The following is a 16,354-nucleotide window of genomic DNA, read 5'->3' on the forward strand; positions in this document are numbered from 1 at the left end:
TGAAACGATGCATCGCCGATGGTAGTGTGGGGTTTCCCCATGTGAGAGTAGGTCATCGTCAAGATTAAATTCCGAAACCCCAATTGCGAAAGCAGTTGGGGTTTTGTCTTTATAGTAGAAGCATCAAGAATTCGCTGACACGTCCCTGAGAGACGGGCCGGCACACCGAATTTCTTGACGACCATAGAGCATTGGAACCACCTGATCCCATCCCGAACTCAGAAGTGAAACGATGCATCGCCGATGGTAGTGTGGGGTAGCATTGGAACCACCTGATCCCATCCCGAACTCAGAAGTGAAACGATGCATCGCCGATGGTAGTGTGGGGTTTCCCCATGTGAGAGTAGGTCATCGTCAAGATTCAAATCCAAAACCCCTGTCTGCTAACGCAGACAGGGGTTTTGTCGTTTCAGGGCAGCCAAAAGCCGTTGGCGGTCACCGCAAAACAAAAGCCTTATACAAATAACTTCAACACATTGTTCATCGCATCATCGGCAAAGCCCTGGACGAACGCCTGGAACCCCGGCATCGCGCCAGCACCTCCCTGCGCCGGTTCGGCGATGATCGTCCAGGTCGCAACGGATTTGCCTGAATCAATGGGAGTCACCTGCATCGCCGCCCACAGATTGGCCACACCCAGGGTGTTGTAGATCGTGGTCCAGGTCATGCTCATCGTGTGATCGTCGTGGGAGTTGAGTTGCTCGACGACAAGGTTGCCGTCCCTGAAGTGCTTTTTGCGCAGGGAAGCCACTCCCTCACCCGTCATTTCAATGTGCGACAGCGCAGGTATGAATCGGTCGAAGCCGGCAAAGTTGCCGACAACGGCCCAGACCCGTGCGGCCTCGGCAGGGATTTCCACCGAGGATACAACGTGGCAGCCTTGTGGATTTTGGATCAGGGTATCGGGTTGCAGAGTGCTCATGGTTTTGCTCCGTGCGGGTTGGGATGACTCAGATGAAATTGATTTCCTTGAGGTAGTCGCAGCCACGGCGCAGCAGCGCCGTGGTCTTTTCCGGATAACACGCGCCCATCTGCCACACACCGGCCTGGGCGTTGTCGTGACCGATCATCGAGATGTCGCCGATGTCTTCTTCAAAGCCGTTGAGGTAGAAGCCGAGCACGCCGAACAGCGCGTTATCGCTGTCGACCCGAGCCAGTTGCTGCTGCCAGTCTGCAACGCTGACCAATGAAAATTCCTGCCCGGCTTCACGAAACGACGCCACATATCGGTCCCAGCTCAGGGGCTCGGGGTTGTGCAGGTTGAACACCGCTTTTTCCGACTGATAGCGGCTGGCATGGAAGGCGATGAAGCGGGCGAGGAAGTCCACCGGCATCAGATCGAAATTCAGCGCGAACTCCGGCACCTGGCCCAGTTGGATCGAGCCTTTGAGCATCAACATCAAACGGTTCTTGTGTGGCTGGCAGACGCCTGTAAGGCTGTTGAAGCTGATGTTGCCGGGGCGATAGATATTGACTTGCACACCGCGCTCCCGCGCCCGTTGCAGGATCCGCTCGCCGACCCATTTGGACAGGTTGTAGCCGTTCTTGATGTAGATGGGTGGAGTCTGCGCGGCGGGCAGCTCCAGTACCTTGCCATCTGCGGAAACCGCGCTGGAAGCCGAGAGCGTCGAGACGAAGTTGAAGATCTTTTTGCTGTGTCCTTCGCAAAGCCGCAGGCATTCGAAAATCGGCTCGACGTTGTCCCGCGCCAGCGATTGGTAATCGAGTACGTGATTGACGTTGGCGGCGTTGTGCACCAAGGCGCCGAACTCTCGATCCAGGCGCAGGTAGACCTCGTCGGCCAGCCCCAGGCCTGGCTGGGTGATATCTGCCGCGTACACCCGCACCCGACTCAGGTCCAGATGCTCCAGGCGGTTCTCACGCAACGCCTGAGCAAACCGCTCAGCCGCCGTTTGCCCGTTGCCGTCGCGGACCAGGCAAGCGACTTCACTGGCGCCCCACCCCAACAGCGCTTCGACGATGTGCACCCCGACGAAACTGTTGGCGCCGGTGACGATGACTTTGTGTACATCGCCCAGACGGCTGATGGGCAATGGCTGCACATGCAGTTCGCGAGAGGCATCGGCCAAGGCTCGGTCGCTCAATACTTCTTCACGGCCTGAACCCCGCACCAGTGTCGCAAGCTTGGTGATGGTAGGCAGTTCGATGAAGCGGTTGATCGATATGCTGCGACCGAATTCTTCGCGCAAACGCAGGAGCATGCGCGACAACAGGATGGAGTGACCTCCCAGATTGAAGAAGCTTTCATCGGTGGAAATATCGCCGGCCGGCAACTCCAGCAGATCGGCCCAGATCTCCAGCAGCAGCGCTTCATCGGCATTGACCGGCAGGCGTCGCGGGGTGTTTTCGCTGACACTGACCGGCAGCGCCAGCAGCGCTTTGCGATCGACCTTACCGTTGCTGGCGTACGGCATGCCCGCCAGTTCGGTCCACGCCACCGGCTGCATGTACTCCGGCAGATACTGCATGGCGTGAGCCTTCAGCGCATCGCGCGCCATACCGCCATGGTGTTCTTGAGGCTGTGCAAGGAAGGCCAGGATTCGACGATGGCTGTCGATCACCACCGCCACTTGGCGGTACAACTGGCTGTCGCGCAGGCAGCGTTCGATCTCTTCTGGCTCGACTCGGAAACCGCGAATCTTTACCTGATTGTCGCGCCGTCCGCACAGCTCGATCCCTTCGTTCGTCCACTTCGCCATGTCCCCGGTGCGATAGACACGCAAGTGCTGGCCATCAGGCAACGTCAGGGTCAGATAGCGTTCGGCGGTCTGCTGCGGGTTGTTCAGATAACCCAGGCACACACCGGGCCCTGCGATGTACAACTCACCGACGGCATGCTCTGTCACCGGTTGCAAATCATCATCGAGGATCAGCACCTGACTGTTGGCGATCGGATCGCCGAGGGTCCGGTTGTTGTCATCCCTTTGCAACTGCCGCGCAGTAATCAGCACGGTGGCTTCGGTGGGGCCATAGAGGTTGTGGAGATTGCCTTGGCGAGTCAGTTGCTGGATCACCCACGGCTCGCAGACATCACCACCCGTCATCACGTGTTCGAGGTTGTGCAATGACTCCAGCGGCAGAATGCTCAGCAGCGCTGGTGGCAAAAAGGCGTGGCTCAGTTGCCGAAGACGGATCAGCTCCACCAGTTGCAGCGGATCGCGGCGCTGGTCTTCAGCAGGCACGATCAATTCGGCACCCTGCAGCAGCGTCGGGAAAATATCGATCAGCGATGAGTCAAAGCTCACTGAGGAAAATTGCAGAACCCGACTCGCTTCGGTCAGCTGCACATAGTCGGCATACCATGCGGTGAAGTGAGCAAGATTGGCCTGGCTGAGCAACACGCCTTTGGGCTGGCCGGTGGTTCCCGATGTGTAGAGGGCCATGCACGGCGCCTCAAGCACGGGGCGTTGACGCATCAACGGTTGCTCAAGATTGACGTCGCTGGCATCGATCGAAGTGATATCGAATCCCGGCATTTGCGCGGCAAGCGGCTGCCGACCGTCATGCAGGAGTAACACCGCGCCGGCATTTGACAGGATGAACCGCTGACGTTGCAGCGGATGGCTTGGTTCCAGGGGTAAATACACCGCGCCGCTGCCCAGAATCGCCAGGATCCCTGCGTACAACGCGCTGCATTTCGGCAGGCAGATTCCCACCACCAACGGGGCTTCATGCTGGCTGAGCAAGGGCTGCAATCGCTGCTCGATAGCACGGCTCAGGGTGTGCAACTGGCGATAGTCGAGGGTGGTCCCGGCAACGGTCAACGCAGGCCTGTCGGCACTCTGAATGAAACGCTGTTCAAGCCGTTCGATCATCGGTATTTCGGCGAGCTCCAGCAGCCATGCTGCAGCGGTTGCATTACGGCGATGGATGTAAGCGAGGCTGTCGAGATACAGCAGGTTTTCGAACGTTGCGAAGTGAGGGCAAATGGCCGGTTGTGCAAGCAGGAAATACTCAGCGTCGCGGGAGTAGCGACTGACCAGCAGGGCGACGTGATCCACCAGTTCCTTGATTGCGCGCAGACGCAGTGCCTGACCATTGCCCGAGGGTTCATCGGCAATCGGCACGCGACTGAACAAAGTCGCATCAACGGTGAATAACAGATCCAGCGGCGATAATCCTGAAGCTGCCGAAGGGCCGATGCCCAGTTGCAGCGTCAGGCGCGGTGCAGGACTGAAAACAAGCGGGTTCAGGCTGGCATCATCGATCATCAGATCCAGATGCTCCGGCACGGGTGCATCGAATGTCGTTACCCGTGTCAGTGCATGACCGTGTTGTTCGAGTTCCAGCGCCAGGTCGGTCAGGGCCTGGCTGTGGCCGGCAAGCAGAATTTCGAGACGTCTCATGACAGGTTCCTCGTCAAAGCAAATAGTCACTCAAGGCGCTTTGCACGCACGGCGAATCGAGCAGCGAACTGCTGCGGAAAAACCGCACGATGTTGGCGACCAGCGGGTGATGGCGATTGATCGGGAAGGCCAGGCCGGACACCTCATTCTTGAGGGATTGGCGCGCGGCATCGCTGATCTGCAAAGCGTCGATCAGTTGGAAGTCAAAGGCCTTCTGGATGTCGTTGGTCAGGTAGTGGCCGATGAACACCGGGAGGATTCGCGCGATGCACTCTCGGTCGTCTGCGCTTGCGGTGTGCCAGTAGATGCGCACCATCCGCGACCAGAATCCGGAGTGCCGGCCCTCGTCGAGCAAGTGGTCGGCCATCAAGCCCTTGATCGACTGCTTGACGGTATCGTCCTTGGCGAACGCGGCAACGTCGCCGGTCACGGTGTTTTCGGCAATCGCCACGCAGATCAGCTCCACAGCGCTGCGCAGGTGTTCCGGTGCCATAGCGATGGCTGCCGGGATCGCCCGGCTCAACTCGATTTCCTCAGGCAGCCCGATGGGGGTGATACCAGTCATGGCGATGGCCTGCTGCATGAAATCCATGGCGACCAACGCGTGGTAATCCTCATCGACCACCACCGTCATGGCGTCGTAGCGACAGGCGAACGGGAATGCCACGGCGAAGCGATTCTTGGCAATGCTACGGGCGGTCTTGTCGACGATTTCCGTTTCGAAGATCACCACGTCATTGATGAATTTGTAGAGCGTCTGCACCAGGGCGAAGTCGCGCTGCTCCGGGCACTCGCGCACAAACGTCTGGCTGAGAACCAGCGGTTGCCGGCTCAGCGGATAAATCAGCCTGTCGTCGTTCTCCAGCAGGCGACGCGGGCGTGTGCGGATGGTGGCGCGACTCTCCCAGGCATCGGCGAACGACAGATAGTCGGCGGCGTTCATGGGTTCACCTCCGCCAGAGGCTCGTTCATGCTCAGGCGCAAGCCGTCCCACAGAGCGATGCGACTGTCTACGGCGGCGATGGCGCTGGCGTACACGTCTGCTTCGCGTTGCGGGTCGCTGTCGACCAGTCGCGCGAGCAGTCGTTCTGCGGCGGGGCCGTGGTCGTCGGAGTCGACCTCGATGTGGCGTTCCAGGTAGTAGCGAAATGTCGGGGCTTGTTCGATACCGATACCCCAGTCGTCGAGTATGCGCTGGAACATTTGTGGAATCACACTCTCGCGGCCATGCAGAAATGCCGCTGCGACACTGTGGCCAGGCGCATGCAAGGCGGTATGCAGCGTATGGCGCACGAACCGCGCAGCCGCCGGGCTCACCTTGATACTTTGCAACGCTACGTCATAGCTCACGCCTTCCTGCTGCAGCGCCACAAACCGCTCGACGGCGGTCGTACTCGCGCCGACTTCGCGCATGGCATCCAGGTACAACTCGAAATGGCTGTAGTGGCCTTGAGCGGGGCGGTCATCGGACTCTTCGCCCAGTACGATCTCGTTGATCAATCGTGCCGCCTGCGGGTCGCGTGGCGGGAGCCAGGGCAATTGCGTACAGGTCAGCTCCTGTTGCAGTCGTTTGGTCAGCGACATGAAATCCCAAACCGCAAAAACATGGGTTTCCATAAAACGCCGCAATACTGGAAGTGAGTGTATTTCGGAGAATATCGGGTGCGCACTCAGTTGCGATTTTTTTTGTTCAAGATGCTCTTTGGTTGGTTTCATCGGCGAGCCTTTAGTTGTCTGGTATGAAGGAGTGGTCACTCTTTATTGTTGGTAAAAGTTTTCTTGTGGCGAGCGAATGCCTCAATCTGAATGATTTTGTTAAGGTGCTGTAAGGGCTGCTGCTGTGGCTTCTCAGCCGGCGCCATATATCGGCCTGGAAAAACTAGTACACAAATTAAGTGTCGGGCAAGTTATTTTTAAGATATTTTAAAGTTCAACTTTTTCGGGCGCGGCAAGTTTCTATAAGACTTTTTTAATAAGTTTTATTTGGTCGTAGTTGCTCCTTCCGTCTTTTAAAAGTCAGAATTTTAATAAAGAGTGAATGCCTCACTCGAAGCAACTTTCTGGGTTAAATCGTTGAAGTGATATGAGGGGGAAGTTCGCCGGGAATAGCGCCGACTCTCCTGTTCCCGTGGCAAGGCTCCTTCCGTAGGTTCCTGGTGCGGGGGACTGCTGCTTAATTGCGATGCGTCGCCCCGTTCATGGGTTGTCGGCACCCCAGGAGTGAGCGTAATTCAAGACAGCCGCTATCACCGAATTCGGGAATCGGAGAGGGCATAAGGGGATGGGAAATTTGTAAGTGGATCGTTCGGTTTCAAGCGGGCTGGGCGCGGCATGACGGAAAGGGAGCAAGCTCCCTCATCACTGTTTTACTTGGAGAGTTTTCGACTTTGGGCTTCAGGGCTGGCGAGGTAACGGGTGATGACCTCGACGCCACGATTGAGGTGATGAACCAGCAACTTCACCGAACTGTCGACATCCCGCTCTTGGGCAGCATGCAACATGGCCCGGTGGTCTTCCTGGGACAATTTACCCAGGCCCATTGCTTCCAGATTGAAGCGCAGGAAGCGTTCTTCCTCGTTCAAGCCATCTTCCACCAGTTTCAGCAGGCGCTTATTGGGTGCCTTGCTGTACAGCGACATGTGGAACAGGCGATTGAGCCGGCCGATTTCGCTGTAGTCGTGTTCGGTTTCCAGCTCATCGATATAACGGGCGGCCTGTTCGAGGTCAGCAATCTCCAACAGCGGCACCGACATGCGCAGCGCCTCGGACTCCAACAGTATCCGCAGGGCATAGGTTTCCGCAGCGTCGCCTTGAATCAGCGGCGCGACAACCGCGCCTTTATGGGCGACCACGTTGAGCAGCGCCTGTGCTTCGAGCTGACGCAGGGCTTCGCGCACCGGCATACGGCTGACACCGAAGAGGTCGGCCAGATCTTGCTGGCGCAGAGCGATGCCGCAGGGCAGGCGACCATCGAGAATCGCCGAACGCAGGGTTTCCTCGATGACTGAGCGAGCCAAGTGAGCGGGAATCGGCCCGTTGACCTTGATACTGCTGAGCGGATTGGGCTTTTGTGTCACTACTACGCACCCTGATTGGCTATTTGGTTTTTTGGATCCAACTGACACTAGTAACTGCCTGGAGGCTTGTCAAACGCGCAACGCAGCGCTTTCTTTGAGTCTAGCGCGCCCTTGGTGATCTCACCGTGCCATTGTTTTTTAGCGGATTAACCTACACCATCAACCGACTTCCAACTGTCTACCCTGGATGCCGCGCATTGGCAGTACGTTTCCCGATACCCCGGATGTTGTGCTGGCTGTGCGGTGCGATGCTGTTGGCCGGTGTAATGCTGGGCGATGTACTCGGCGATTGGGATTTCTCGTCGATCAGCCGCCGGGCGCAGGCATTGTACGGACCTTTGGACGAAGGTCAGCAGCGTATTGATGACTGGCAATACTTGCTGGCCAGCCAGAACAAGGCCAGCGAACTGGAACAGCTCGACCGGGTCAACCGGTTCTTCAACCAGCGCATACGCTACGTCGAAGATGCCGACCTGTGGCATCAGGCCGATTACTGGGAAACGCCGATCGAAGCCCTGTTCAAAGGCGCCGGCGATTGCGAGGACTACGCTATCGCCAAGTATTTCAGCTTGCGTCATCTGGGCGTTGCCAGTGACAAGCTGCGCATCACCTACGTGAAGGCGCTGCAGTTGAATCGTGCGCACATGGTCTTGACCTATTACGCGAGCCCCCAGGCCATGCCGCTGGTGCTCGACAGCCTGATCGATGATATCCGGCCAGCCAGCCAACGAACGGATCTGTTGCCGGTCTACTCTTTCAATGCAAACGGGTTGTGGTTGCCCGGTGCCAAGGGCAACCAGAGGGTCAGTGACAGCAAGCGTCTGTCTCGTTGGCAGGACGTGCTGAAAAAAATGCAGGCCGAAGGATTTCCGGTCGAGTCGATTAACTAGGAGCCGCCCACAGATGTCATTGTTCAAACAGCTGTTGATCGCAATCTGTCTGTTCCTGGTCATCGCCTTCACCGGTAGCTTCATGGTCAGCCTGGAGAGTTCGCGAACTCAGTACGTCAATCAGCTGCGCTCCCATGCCCAGGACGCCGCGACGGCGCTGGCGCTGTCCCTGACGCCGAACATCGATGATCCGGCAATGACTGAGTTGCTGGTCAGTTCGATTTTCGACAGCGGCTATTACGCGAGCATTCGCGTGGTCGATCTGGCAAACGACAAGACGTTGGTCGAGCGCAGCGGTATCCCGGCCGACACCGACGTCCCGGCCTGGTTCGTCAAATTGATCGGGCTGGAACCTGCCGGTGGCGACGCGATCGTCAGCCGTGGCTGGGAGCAGGCCGCGCGGGTCGAAGTGGTTAGCCACCCCATGTTCGCCCTGGCCAAACTGTGGCAGAGCGCGTTGGGCAGTCTGGCGTGGTTGCTGCTCTGTGGGGTGGTCAGCGCGATACTGGGTGCGCTGTTGTTGCGGCGCCAGTTGAAACCGCTGGATTACATGGTCCGGCAGTCCCACGCCATCGCCCGTCGCGAGTTTCTCAGCTTGCCCGACCTGCCGCGCACCCCTGAATTGCGGCGCGTGGTGCAGGCGATGAATCAGATGGTCGAGAAGCTCAAGGCGCTGTTTCAGGAACAGGCCGAGCGCAGTGAAAAACTGCGGGCGGAGTCTTATCAGGACAATTTGACCGGGCTGGCCAACCGGCGATATTTCGAGATGCAATTGCATGCGCGGGTGAGTAACCCTGAACAGGCCAGCTCTGGTTATTTGCTGTTGTTACGGGTTCAGGATCTGGCGGGTCTCAACCAGCGCCTGGGGGGGCAACGTACAGACGAATTGTTGCGGGCGGTCGGCGAGCAACTTTCCAGAGCGTGCGCCCGATACCCGGAAACCCAGAATTTGGTGACCCGCATTCGTGGTGGCGAATTTGCCGTGCTGGCGCCGGGGCTGGTGCGTGAAGAAGCATTGCAGTTGGCGCAGCACCTCGACAGCGCCATGACCAGCCTGCATGCGACCGGTGCGACGGACGTGGCCAAGGTGGCCGCGATCGGGCTGGCGCCATTTGTTTATGGCGACGCGCCGCCATCCGTGCTCGCATTGGCGGATCAGGCGTTGGCGCAAGCTGAAGGCCTGGGTGATTCGAACTGGGTCTGCCTTGACCAGAGCGCTTTGGCCGGTGTCGGCGACGATCATCATGCCTGGCACGATCTGCTGGATCAGGCGTTGAAGCAGCGGCGCTTCACCTTGTTTTTTCAACCGGTGGTGGCGAGCCAGGACACGCAATTGGTGCTGCACTACAAAGTGCTGTCACGGTTGATCGACGATCAGGGCCAGAGCATTCCGGCAGGGCGCTTTCTGCCGTGGCTGGAGCGGTTCGACTGGACGGCGCGACTGGATCGCCTGATGTTGGAGTTAGTGCTGGAACAGATGGCCGACCACGAATCGACCCTGGCACTGAACCTGTCTTCGGCAACCGTTGAAGATCCACAGGCATTGAATGCGCTGTTCGAGCTGCTGCGCTCGCATTCCAATCTAGGGCCGCGACTGACCCTGGAAATCGGCGAAGAACAACTGCCCGATCAAGCCATGCTTGAAGATCTGACACGGCGCCTGCGCGAGCTCGGGTTCACGTTGAGCCTGCAACGTTTTGGCGGGCGCTTCAGCATGATCGGCAACCTGGCGCGGCTGGGGTTGGCGTACTTGAAAATCGATGGCAGCTACATCCGTGCGATTGATCAGGAGAGCGACAAGCGCTTGTTCATTGAGGCTGTTCAACGGGCGGCCCACAGCATTGATCTGCCGTTGATTGCCGAACGGGTCGAGACCGAGGGCGAACTGGCGGTGATCCGCGAGCTGGGAGTGTATGGGGTTCAGGGGCGGTTGATCGGGGAGCCGAGGCCTTGGGGGTAGGGTTGCCTGTGAGGTTGCCATCGCTAGCAGGCTAGCTCCCACATGGGCTCATGTCGTACACACTCCCTGCGATCAATACCGATCTACTGTGGGAGCTAGCCTGCTAGCGATGGCGTCAGCACAGACAACACAATTGCTGTGGGAATGTTCCTAGAGGGGACACCGGCGTCGGAGATTTCCTTCAAGTTGTAGTGGTGTCGGTGAACTTGTTTGGGCCAGTGCCCAAGCCTAGTCTGAGTTTGTCACTGAATAAGCAGTGACTCGGACGTGCAAATCCGACCAGACTGTTTGACACGCGTATTGCCATTCCTCAGATGAGCATTAGTATGCCCACTGCTTTATGGCGGCTGCGCGCAGGAGATCCTCGGATCTGCTGGGTGTCTAAACAGGCCCGGTTTTGCACACCTGCGCACGGCCGCCACCCATTTCGCGTGCAAACGAAAGGCGAACGGCCCCCACTACTGTTTAGGATGGCCTCTATGTTCAAAGTCACGCCAAATCCGCCAGAAACCCCTGGCGACACTCCCGAAACCAAGCCCCACAAAAACCACCTCTTCACCGTCGCCGACGACATCAACATCGAAGCCCTGTTGGCCAACGCCTCCGAAGATTTACTGTCCATCAGCGCCATTGCCGCCGACCTGGCGGACGATGTGGAAGGCTCACGCCGATCCATTGCGCTGGCGCTGAGCCGCATGGCTGACGGGGTGCATTTGTTGGTGGAGCGGGCGCTGGATCACCTCGAATCGCCGGAGCTGCTTGAGTTTTTGTTCAAGGACAAGCCGGCGGTGAGCTGAAGATCGCCATCGCGGGCAAGTCGAATCGTCGCACCGCCGCTCCCACAGTGGTTGCAGGTGTTAGCAAAATTTGTGCATCACACATAACTCTGTGGGGCTTGCCCGCGATGGCGTCAGTACAGGCAATAAAAAACTCAGATCACCCCATCCTCATCATCATCCACCAAATGACTCAACCCGCCCAACGCCTCCCGCGCCTGGCTGCGGTCCATGAGTTTGGCCTGTGCCGGCGCCGGCAGGTCGGTGACGAGGATCACACCTTTGTTGATCAGCACTTCGATCAAATCGTCGATGACCCGGATCATTTCCAGGTCGCTCTTGCGCAATTGCTTGAGCTGTTTGATCTGCTGGAGCTGGTTGAGGCTTGTGTTCATCAGTTCATTGGCAAACCAGGCCTGGAGGTCAGGATGGTCGGCCGGCAGCGTTTCCGTGGCTTCGGCGTAGTCTTGGGCTTCGACGCGCAGCAGTTGCCCGGCTGTATCGCGTTGCACGTAGAACATGGAACATTCCTCACAGAGAACCGCGTCATGCTGTCAGCAGCATAGGCGAATTCAGCCATATGGTTATTCGCTAACGGTATTTAAATTCATTTTCTTATATCTATAAAGTCAACCACCTGCGTACCTGCCGACCAATCGGCGCGCCGCACGACACGAACCAACACGATATCCGTGAGTTTCTGATCGACGCGCGCGCCCTTGAGCGTGCCGTGCGTGGGAGTGATTTATGTCAGCAGCCGTATCCGCAGCGCCAGCCATCGCGCCACAACACTTTGAAGTTCGCCCGTTCAGCGGCGCAGTGGGCGCCGAAATCATCGGCCTGGATTTGTCCCGCCCGATCAATGATCAGGACTTCGCCCGCATCCATCGCGCCCACCTGGATCATCATGTGGTGGTGTTCCGCGACCAGCGCATCACCCCCGAACAACAGATCGATTTCAGCCGCCGTTTTGGCGTGCTGCAGATCCATGTGCTCAAGCAGTTTTTGTTGGCCAACCACCCCGAAATCCTCATCGTTTCCAACATTGTCGAAAACGGCCAGAACATTGGCCTCGGTGATGCCGGCAAGTTCTGGCATTCCGATCTCTCCTACAAGGAACTGCCGAGCCTGGGCTCGATGCTGCATGCCCAGGAACTGCCATCCGAGGGCGGCGACACGCTGTTCGCCGATATGCACAAAGCCTGGGACAACCTGCCGCTGGCGCTACGCAAAGCGGTGGAAGGTCGCTCGGCGGCGCACTCCTACACGGCGCGCTACAGCGAGACCAAGTTCGAAGGCAACTGGCGCCCGACGCTGACTCCGGAACAGCTGGCTCAAGTCGCCGAAGTGGTGCACCCGGTGGTGCGCACCCACCCGGAAAACGGTCGCAAGGCGTTGTTCGTCAGCGAAGGGTTCACCACCCGCATCGTCGGCCTGCCGCAGGACGAGAGCCGGCAACTGCTGGCCGAATTGTTTGCCCACAGCGTGCTGCCGCAAAACATCTACCGCCATCAATGGCAGGCCCACGACCTGGTGTTCTGGGACAACCGTTCGCTGATTCACCTTGCCGCCGGATGCCCCAGCCATCTGCGCCGCAAGCTGTATCGCACCACCATCCAGGGCGACGCGCCTTTCTGATTTGCCGGAGATCGATCATGTCCAAACGTCTTCCATTCACACCGCTGGCCGCCGCCATCGGCCTGGGTTTCAGCCTGATTGCCGGTAGCCTGGTGGCGCCGAGCGTGGCCCAGGCCGAAGGTGAAATCCGCATCGCCGAACAGTTCGGCATCGTTTATCTGTTGCTCAACGTGGTGCGCGATCAGAACCTGATCGAGAAGTACGGCAAGCAGGAAGGCCTCGACATCAAAGTCGACTGGACCCAGCTCTCGGGCGGTGCAGCGGTCAACGATGCGCTGCTCGCAGGCTCGATTGACATTGCCGGTGCCGGTGTCGGCCCACTGCTGACCATCTGGGATCGCACCCACGGCAAGCAGAACGTCAAAGCCGTGGCCTCCCTGGGTAACTTTCCGTACTACCTGGTGAGCAATAATCCGAAGGTCAAAACCATCGCCGACTTCACCGAGAAGGACCGTATCGCGGTGCCGGCCGTGGGTGTCTCCGTGCAGTCGCGCTTCCTGCAATACGCCGCCGCCAAACAGTGGGGCGACAAGGATTTCAATCGCCTCGACAAATACACCATCGCCGTTCCGCACCCGGATGCCACGGCAGCGCTGGTGGCTGGTGGCACGGAGCTGACCGGACATTTCTCCAACCCGCCGTTCCAGGATCAGGCACTGGCCAATCCGAACGTGCACGTGGTGCTCAACACTTACGATTTACTCGGCCCGAACTCACCAACGGTGCTGTTCGCCACCGAGAAATTCCGCAACGAAAACCCGAAAACCTACAAAGCCTTTATCGATGCCTTGACCGAAGCAGCCACGTTCGCGCAGAACGATAAAGGCGCGGCAGCCGACACCTACATTCGCGTCACCAAGGCGAAAATCGACCGCGCGGCGTTGCTGAAAATCATCGACAACCCGCAGTTCGAATTCAGCGTCACGCCGAAAAACACCTACCCCTTGGCCGAGTTTCTTTACCGCGTCGGCGCGATCAAAAATAAACCGGATTCGTGGAAGGACTACTTCTTCCAGGACGCCAAACCACTGCAAGGGAGCTGATCGACATGAATGCCCCCTTGCAAGGCCACACGGTCAGCAAACCGGCCGCGGCAGCCCAGGCGCTGTTGTCGGTCCATAACGTCAGCCTCGAATACCGCACGCCGCAGCGTGTGGTGCGGGCGACCCATCAAGTCAGTTTCGAGATCGATCCGGCGGACCGTTTTGTCCTGCTCGGGCCGTCCGGTTGCGGCAAGTCGACACTGCTCAAAGCCGCTGCCGGATTCATCCAGCCCGTGGAGGGCGAGATCCGTTTGCAAGGTCAGCGCGTCGACGCACCGGGGCCGGACCGGATCGTGGTGTTCCAGGAATTCGATCAGCTGCCGCCGTGGAAAACCGTCAAGCAAAACGTGATGTTTCCACTGCTGGCTTCGAAAACCCTCAAGCGCAAAGAGGCCGAAGAACGGGCGCTGCACTATCTGGAGAAAGTCGGGCTGGCGGCATTCGCCGACGCTTATCCGCACACCTTGTCGGGCGGCATGAAAGCGCGGGTTGCCATCGCCCGCGCATTGGCGATGCAGCCGAAAATCCTGTTGATGGACGAGCCCTTCGCGGCCCTTGATGCGTTGACCCGACGCAAGATGCAGGAAGAATTGCTGCTGCTCTGGGAGGAAGTGCGCTTCACCTTGCTGTTCGTTACGCACTCCATTGAAGAGGCGCTGGTGGTGGGTAATCGCATCCTGTTGCTGTCACCGCATCCGGGGCGAGTGCGGGCGGAAGTCCACAGCCATCAATACGATTTGCACAGTCTTGGCGGCGTGGCGTTCCAGGAATCGGCGCGGCGCATTCACAGGCTGCTGTTTGATGAAGGCCAGTCGCCGGAAACCGAACGCGAACTGGATTTTGCCGACATCCGCATCGCTTATTGAGCCAGTTTGAGAGGAGGGCCCGATGAGCCATTTATCATCCCCGCGTGAAGAGTTCGAAACGGTTTTACCACCACTGACCAGCGTGCCGCTGGAGCGTGAATTGCCCCTCGGCCAACGTCTATGGCAACAGGGTTGGCTGCGCAAAGGCCTGATCCTGATTTTGCTCGCGGTGTTGTGGGAAGCGGTTGCCCGCTACCAGAACAACGACCTGCTGCTTCCGAGTTTTCTGCAAACCGCCAGTGCGCTGTACGACGGCCTGTTCAGCGGTGAATTGCTCGGCAAGGTATGGATTTCCCTGGTGGTGTTGCTCAAGGGTTACCTGATCGGCATCGTCCTGGCGTTTGCCCTGACCACGCTGGCGGTGTCGACGCAGTTCGGTCGCGACCTGCTGAGTACCCTGACCTCCATGTTCAACCCGCTGCCGGCAATTGCACTGCTGCCGCTGGCGCTGTTGTGGTTCGGGTTGGGGCAGAACAGTTTGATATTCGTGCTGGTCCATTCGGTGCTCTGGGCGCTGGCACTGAACACCTACGCCGGCTTCCTCGGCGTCTCGGAAACCCTGCGCATGGCCGGGCGCAACTATGGCCTCAAAGGGATGCGATTCGTGCTGTTCATCCTGATCCCGGCAGCATTGCCGTCAATCCTCGCCGGCCTGAAAATCGGCTGGGCATTTGCCTGGCGCACGTTGATCGCGGCTGAGTTGGTGTTTGGCGCGACCAGCGGCAAGGGTGGATTGGGCTGGTACATCTTTCAGAACCGCAATGAGCTGTATACCGACAAGGTGTTTGCCGGGTTGGCGGTGGTTATTTTGATCGGGTTGTTGGTGGAGAGTTTGGTGTTTGATTCGTTGGAAAGGGTGACTGTGAAGCGGTGGGGGATGGTGCGGTGAGATAACTATCAACCGCCAGCGGAAGCGCAGGTGAACAGCGTGCCCCCGCACGTTCACAGTATTCGGCACAATTGGACAGCTGCGGCAAGTCGATGTCGTATCACACCTCGGTGCATGTCGTTCAATTGCTCCAAGCCATTCAAAAGGTGGTTTAGTTCGGCGACATGTGGCGCAGGAGCTGGAGTACCGGCAGGTGCTTGGTGAGGCGCGTTCGCTCCGAAATCATAATGTTGTCGCACCGGCTCTCGGCCTCCCTTAAGCCCTAACCCATTGTTACTCCATTTAAAGTCTGGATAACTTGGCGTCACAGTACTTGCTGTTGCCCGAGCAGAGGTTGGCGGACTAACGTTTTTCTTTTGTGCAGGGATGTCGAAACTAGGTGGTCTAGAAGATAAAATATCCATTTTATTAGAGTTCTGTTTTGCGAAATTAAGCATATCGATCCCCGGATTACCTTCTCCTCCAATTGTTACGCCATCGGCGCCATTTTTACCACTGGAAGGAGAAGCGATTTTTCCTGGTGCACGCCTGGAGGCTCCATATCCCGCCATCACAGCAACATCCGATATCAGTGAGTTTATGAATGATCTGTTACCAGGTGCTTTAACAGGTGCCTTAACTGATGTTGCAAGGCTAGGACCTCCGCCGATTGACGGCGCGTTCCCATATGCACCGGTAACGGTTGACCCGCCAAATAAAAATGCATCCAGTTTTCGTATACCTTTAAGTTTTGAATCCCCAGTCTTAAAATGCCCAGTCGGGTCTGAGCTGTTTACGGGATCTCCCACGCAATACATATACGCATTCAACCCACCCCCACCAAACGGGCTCCAACTGTCCGGGCTATG

13 protein-coding genes, 2 rRNA genes and 1 pseudogene (1 of these 16 running past the window's edge) are annotated in these 16,354 nt (G+C 58.1%); 9 read left to right on the plus strand and 7 right to left on the minus strand.

All coding sequences use genetic code 11. The features are described from left to right. Positions 1–64 (plus strand): 5S ribosomal RNA (gene rrf, locus ASD60_RS00010); it begins 83 nt to the left of the window's first position. A 193-nt stretch (positions 65–257) separates the two neighbouring features. Next, positions 258–350: ribosomal RNA gene (gene rrf, locus ASD60_RS29685) — 5S ribosomal RNA — on the plus strand. Between the two features lie 104 nt (positions 351–454). Here the strand turns inward: rrf (ASD60_RS29685) and ASD60_RS00015 are convergent. The 5 genes from ASD60_RS00015 to ASD60_RS00035 form a co-directional block, all read right to left on the minus strand. After that, positions 455–922, minus strand: coding sequence for an SRPBCC family protein (locus tag ASD60_RS00015; RefSeq protein WP_056852027.1), 468 nt, complete (start codon positions 920–922; stop codon positions 455–457). A gap of 28 nt (positions 923–950) precedes the next feature. After that, positions 951–4,367: a non-ribosomal peptide synthetase gene (locus ASD60_RS00020; protein ID WP_056852028.1), complete on the minus strand. Its 3,417-nt coding sequence runs from the start codon at positions 4,365–4,367 to the stop codon at positions 951–953. Between the two features lie 13 nt (positions 4,368–4,380). Beyond that, positions 4,381–5,310: a diiron oxygenase gene (locus tag ASD60_RS00025; RefSeq protein ID WP_056852029.1), complete on the minus strand. Its 930-nt coding sequence runs from the start codon at positions 5,308–5,310 to the stop codon at positions 4,381–4,383. Continuing rightward, positions 5,307–6,083 carry a DUF3050 domain-containing protein gene (locus ASD60_RS00030; RefSeq protein WP_056852030.1) on the minus strand — a complete coding sequence of 259 codons (777 nt, stop codon included), beginning with the start codon at positions 6,081–6,083 and terminating at the stop codon, positions 5,307–5,309. Before ASD60_RS00030 ends, ASD60_RS00025 begins: the two co-directional genes overlap by 4 nt. A 650-nt stretch (positions 6,084–6,733) precedes the next feature. Continuing rightward, a complete protein-coding gene (locus ASD60_RS00035; RefSeq protein ID WP_056852031.1) occupies positions 6,734–7,444 on the minus strand; it encodes a GntR family transcriptional regulator in 711 nt (236 codons plus the stop codon). A 197-nt stretch (positions 7,445–7,641) separates the two neighbouring features. Here ASD60_RS00035 and lapG point away from each other — a divergent pair, with 197 nt between their 5' ends. The 3 genes from lapG (at position 7,642) to ASD60_RS00050 (ending at position 11,091) form a co-directional block, all read left to right on the plus strand. Then, positions 7,642–8,334, plus strand: coding sequence for a cysteine protease LapG (lapG, locus tag ASD60_RS00040; protein WP_056852032.1), 693 nt, complete (start codon positions 7,642–7,644; stop codon positions 8,332–8,334). Between the two features lie 13 nt (positions 8,335–8,347). Continuing rightward, entirely contained in the window at positions 8,348–10,294 is a 1,947-nt protein-coding gene (gene lapD / locus ASD60_RS00045) for a cyclic di-GMP receptor LapD (protein ID WP_056852033.1), read from the plus strand. Between the two features lie 479 nt (positions 10,295–10,773). Further along, entirely contained in the window at positions 10,774–11,091 is a 318-nt protein-coding gene (locus ASD60_RS00050; RefSeq protein WP_056852034.1) for a DUF6124 family protein, read from the plus strand. A gap of 134 nt (positions 11,092–11,225) precedes the next feature. Here the strand turns inward: ASD60_RS00050 and ASD60_RS00055 are convergent, their stop codons facing one another. After that, positions 11,226–11,591: a hypothetical protein gene (locus ASD60_RS00055; RefSeq protein WP_056852035.1), complete on the minus strand. Its 366-nt coding sequence runs from the start codon at positions 11,589–11,591 to the stop codon at positions 11,226–11,228. 226 nt (positions 11,592–11,817) lie between these two features. Between ASD60_RS00055 and ASD60_RS00060 the strand changes: the two genes are divergently transcribed. Genes ASD60_RS00060 through ASD60_RS00075 form a run of 4 tightly spaced genes read left to right on the plus strand, consistent with a single transcriptional unit; the run spans position 11,818 to position 15,506 of the window. Next, positions 11,818–12,708: a TauD/TfdA dioxygenase family protein gene (locus ASD60_RS00060; RefSeq protein ID WP_056852036.1), complete on the plus strand. Its 891-nt coding sequence runs from the start codon at positions 11,818–11,820 to the stop codon at positions 12,706–12,708. Between the two features lie 17 nt (positions 12,709–12,725). Next, on the plus strand, positions 12,726–13,751 hold the full coding sequence (locus ASD60_RS00065) for an ABC transporter substrate-binding protein (RefSeq protein WP_056852037.1): 1,026 nt from the start codon (positions 12,726–12,728) through the stop codon (positions 13,749–13,751). A 5-nt stretch (positions 13,752–13,756) separates the two neighbouring features. Then, positions 13,757–14,617: an ABC transporter ATP-binding protein gene (locus ASD60_RS00070; protein WP_056852038.1), complete on the plus strand. Its 861-nt coding sequence runs from the start codon at positions 13,757–13,759 to the stop codon at positions 14,615–14,617. A gap of 22 nt (positions 14,618–14,639) precedes the next feature. Next, positions 14,640–15,506, plus strand: coding sequence for an ABC transporter permease (locus ASD60_RS00075; protein ID WP_056852039.1), 867 nt, complete (start codon positions 14,640–14,642; stop codon positions 15,504–15,506). Positions 15,507–15,559: 53 nt separating this feature from the next. On the opposite strand, the pseudogene ASD60_RS29260 reads toward ASD60_RS00075, so the two are convergent. Continuing rightward, positions 15,560–16,354 (minus strand): annotated as a pseudogene (locus ASD60_RS29260) (hypothetical protein); the annotation flags it as partial.

The organism is Pseudomonas sp. Root562 (assembly GCF_001427125.1).
In the GTDB taxonomy this organism is placed as follows: Bacteria; Pseudomonadota; Gammaproteobacteria; order Pseudomonadales; family Pseudomonadaceae; genus Aquipseudomonas.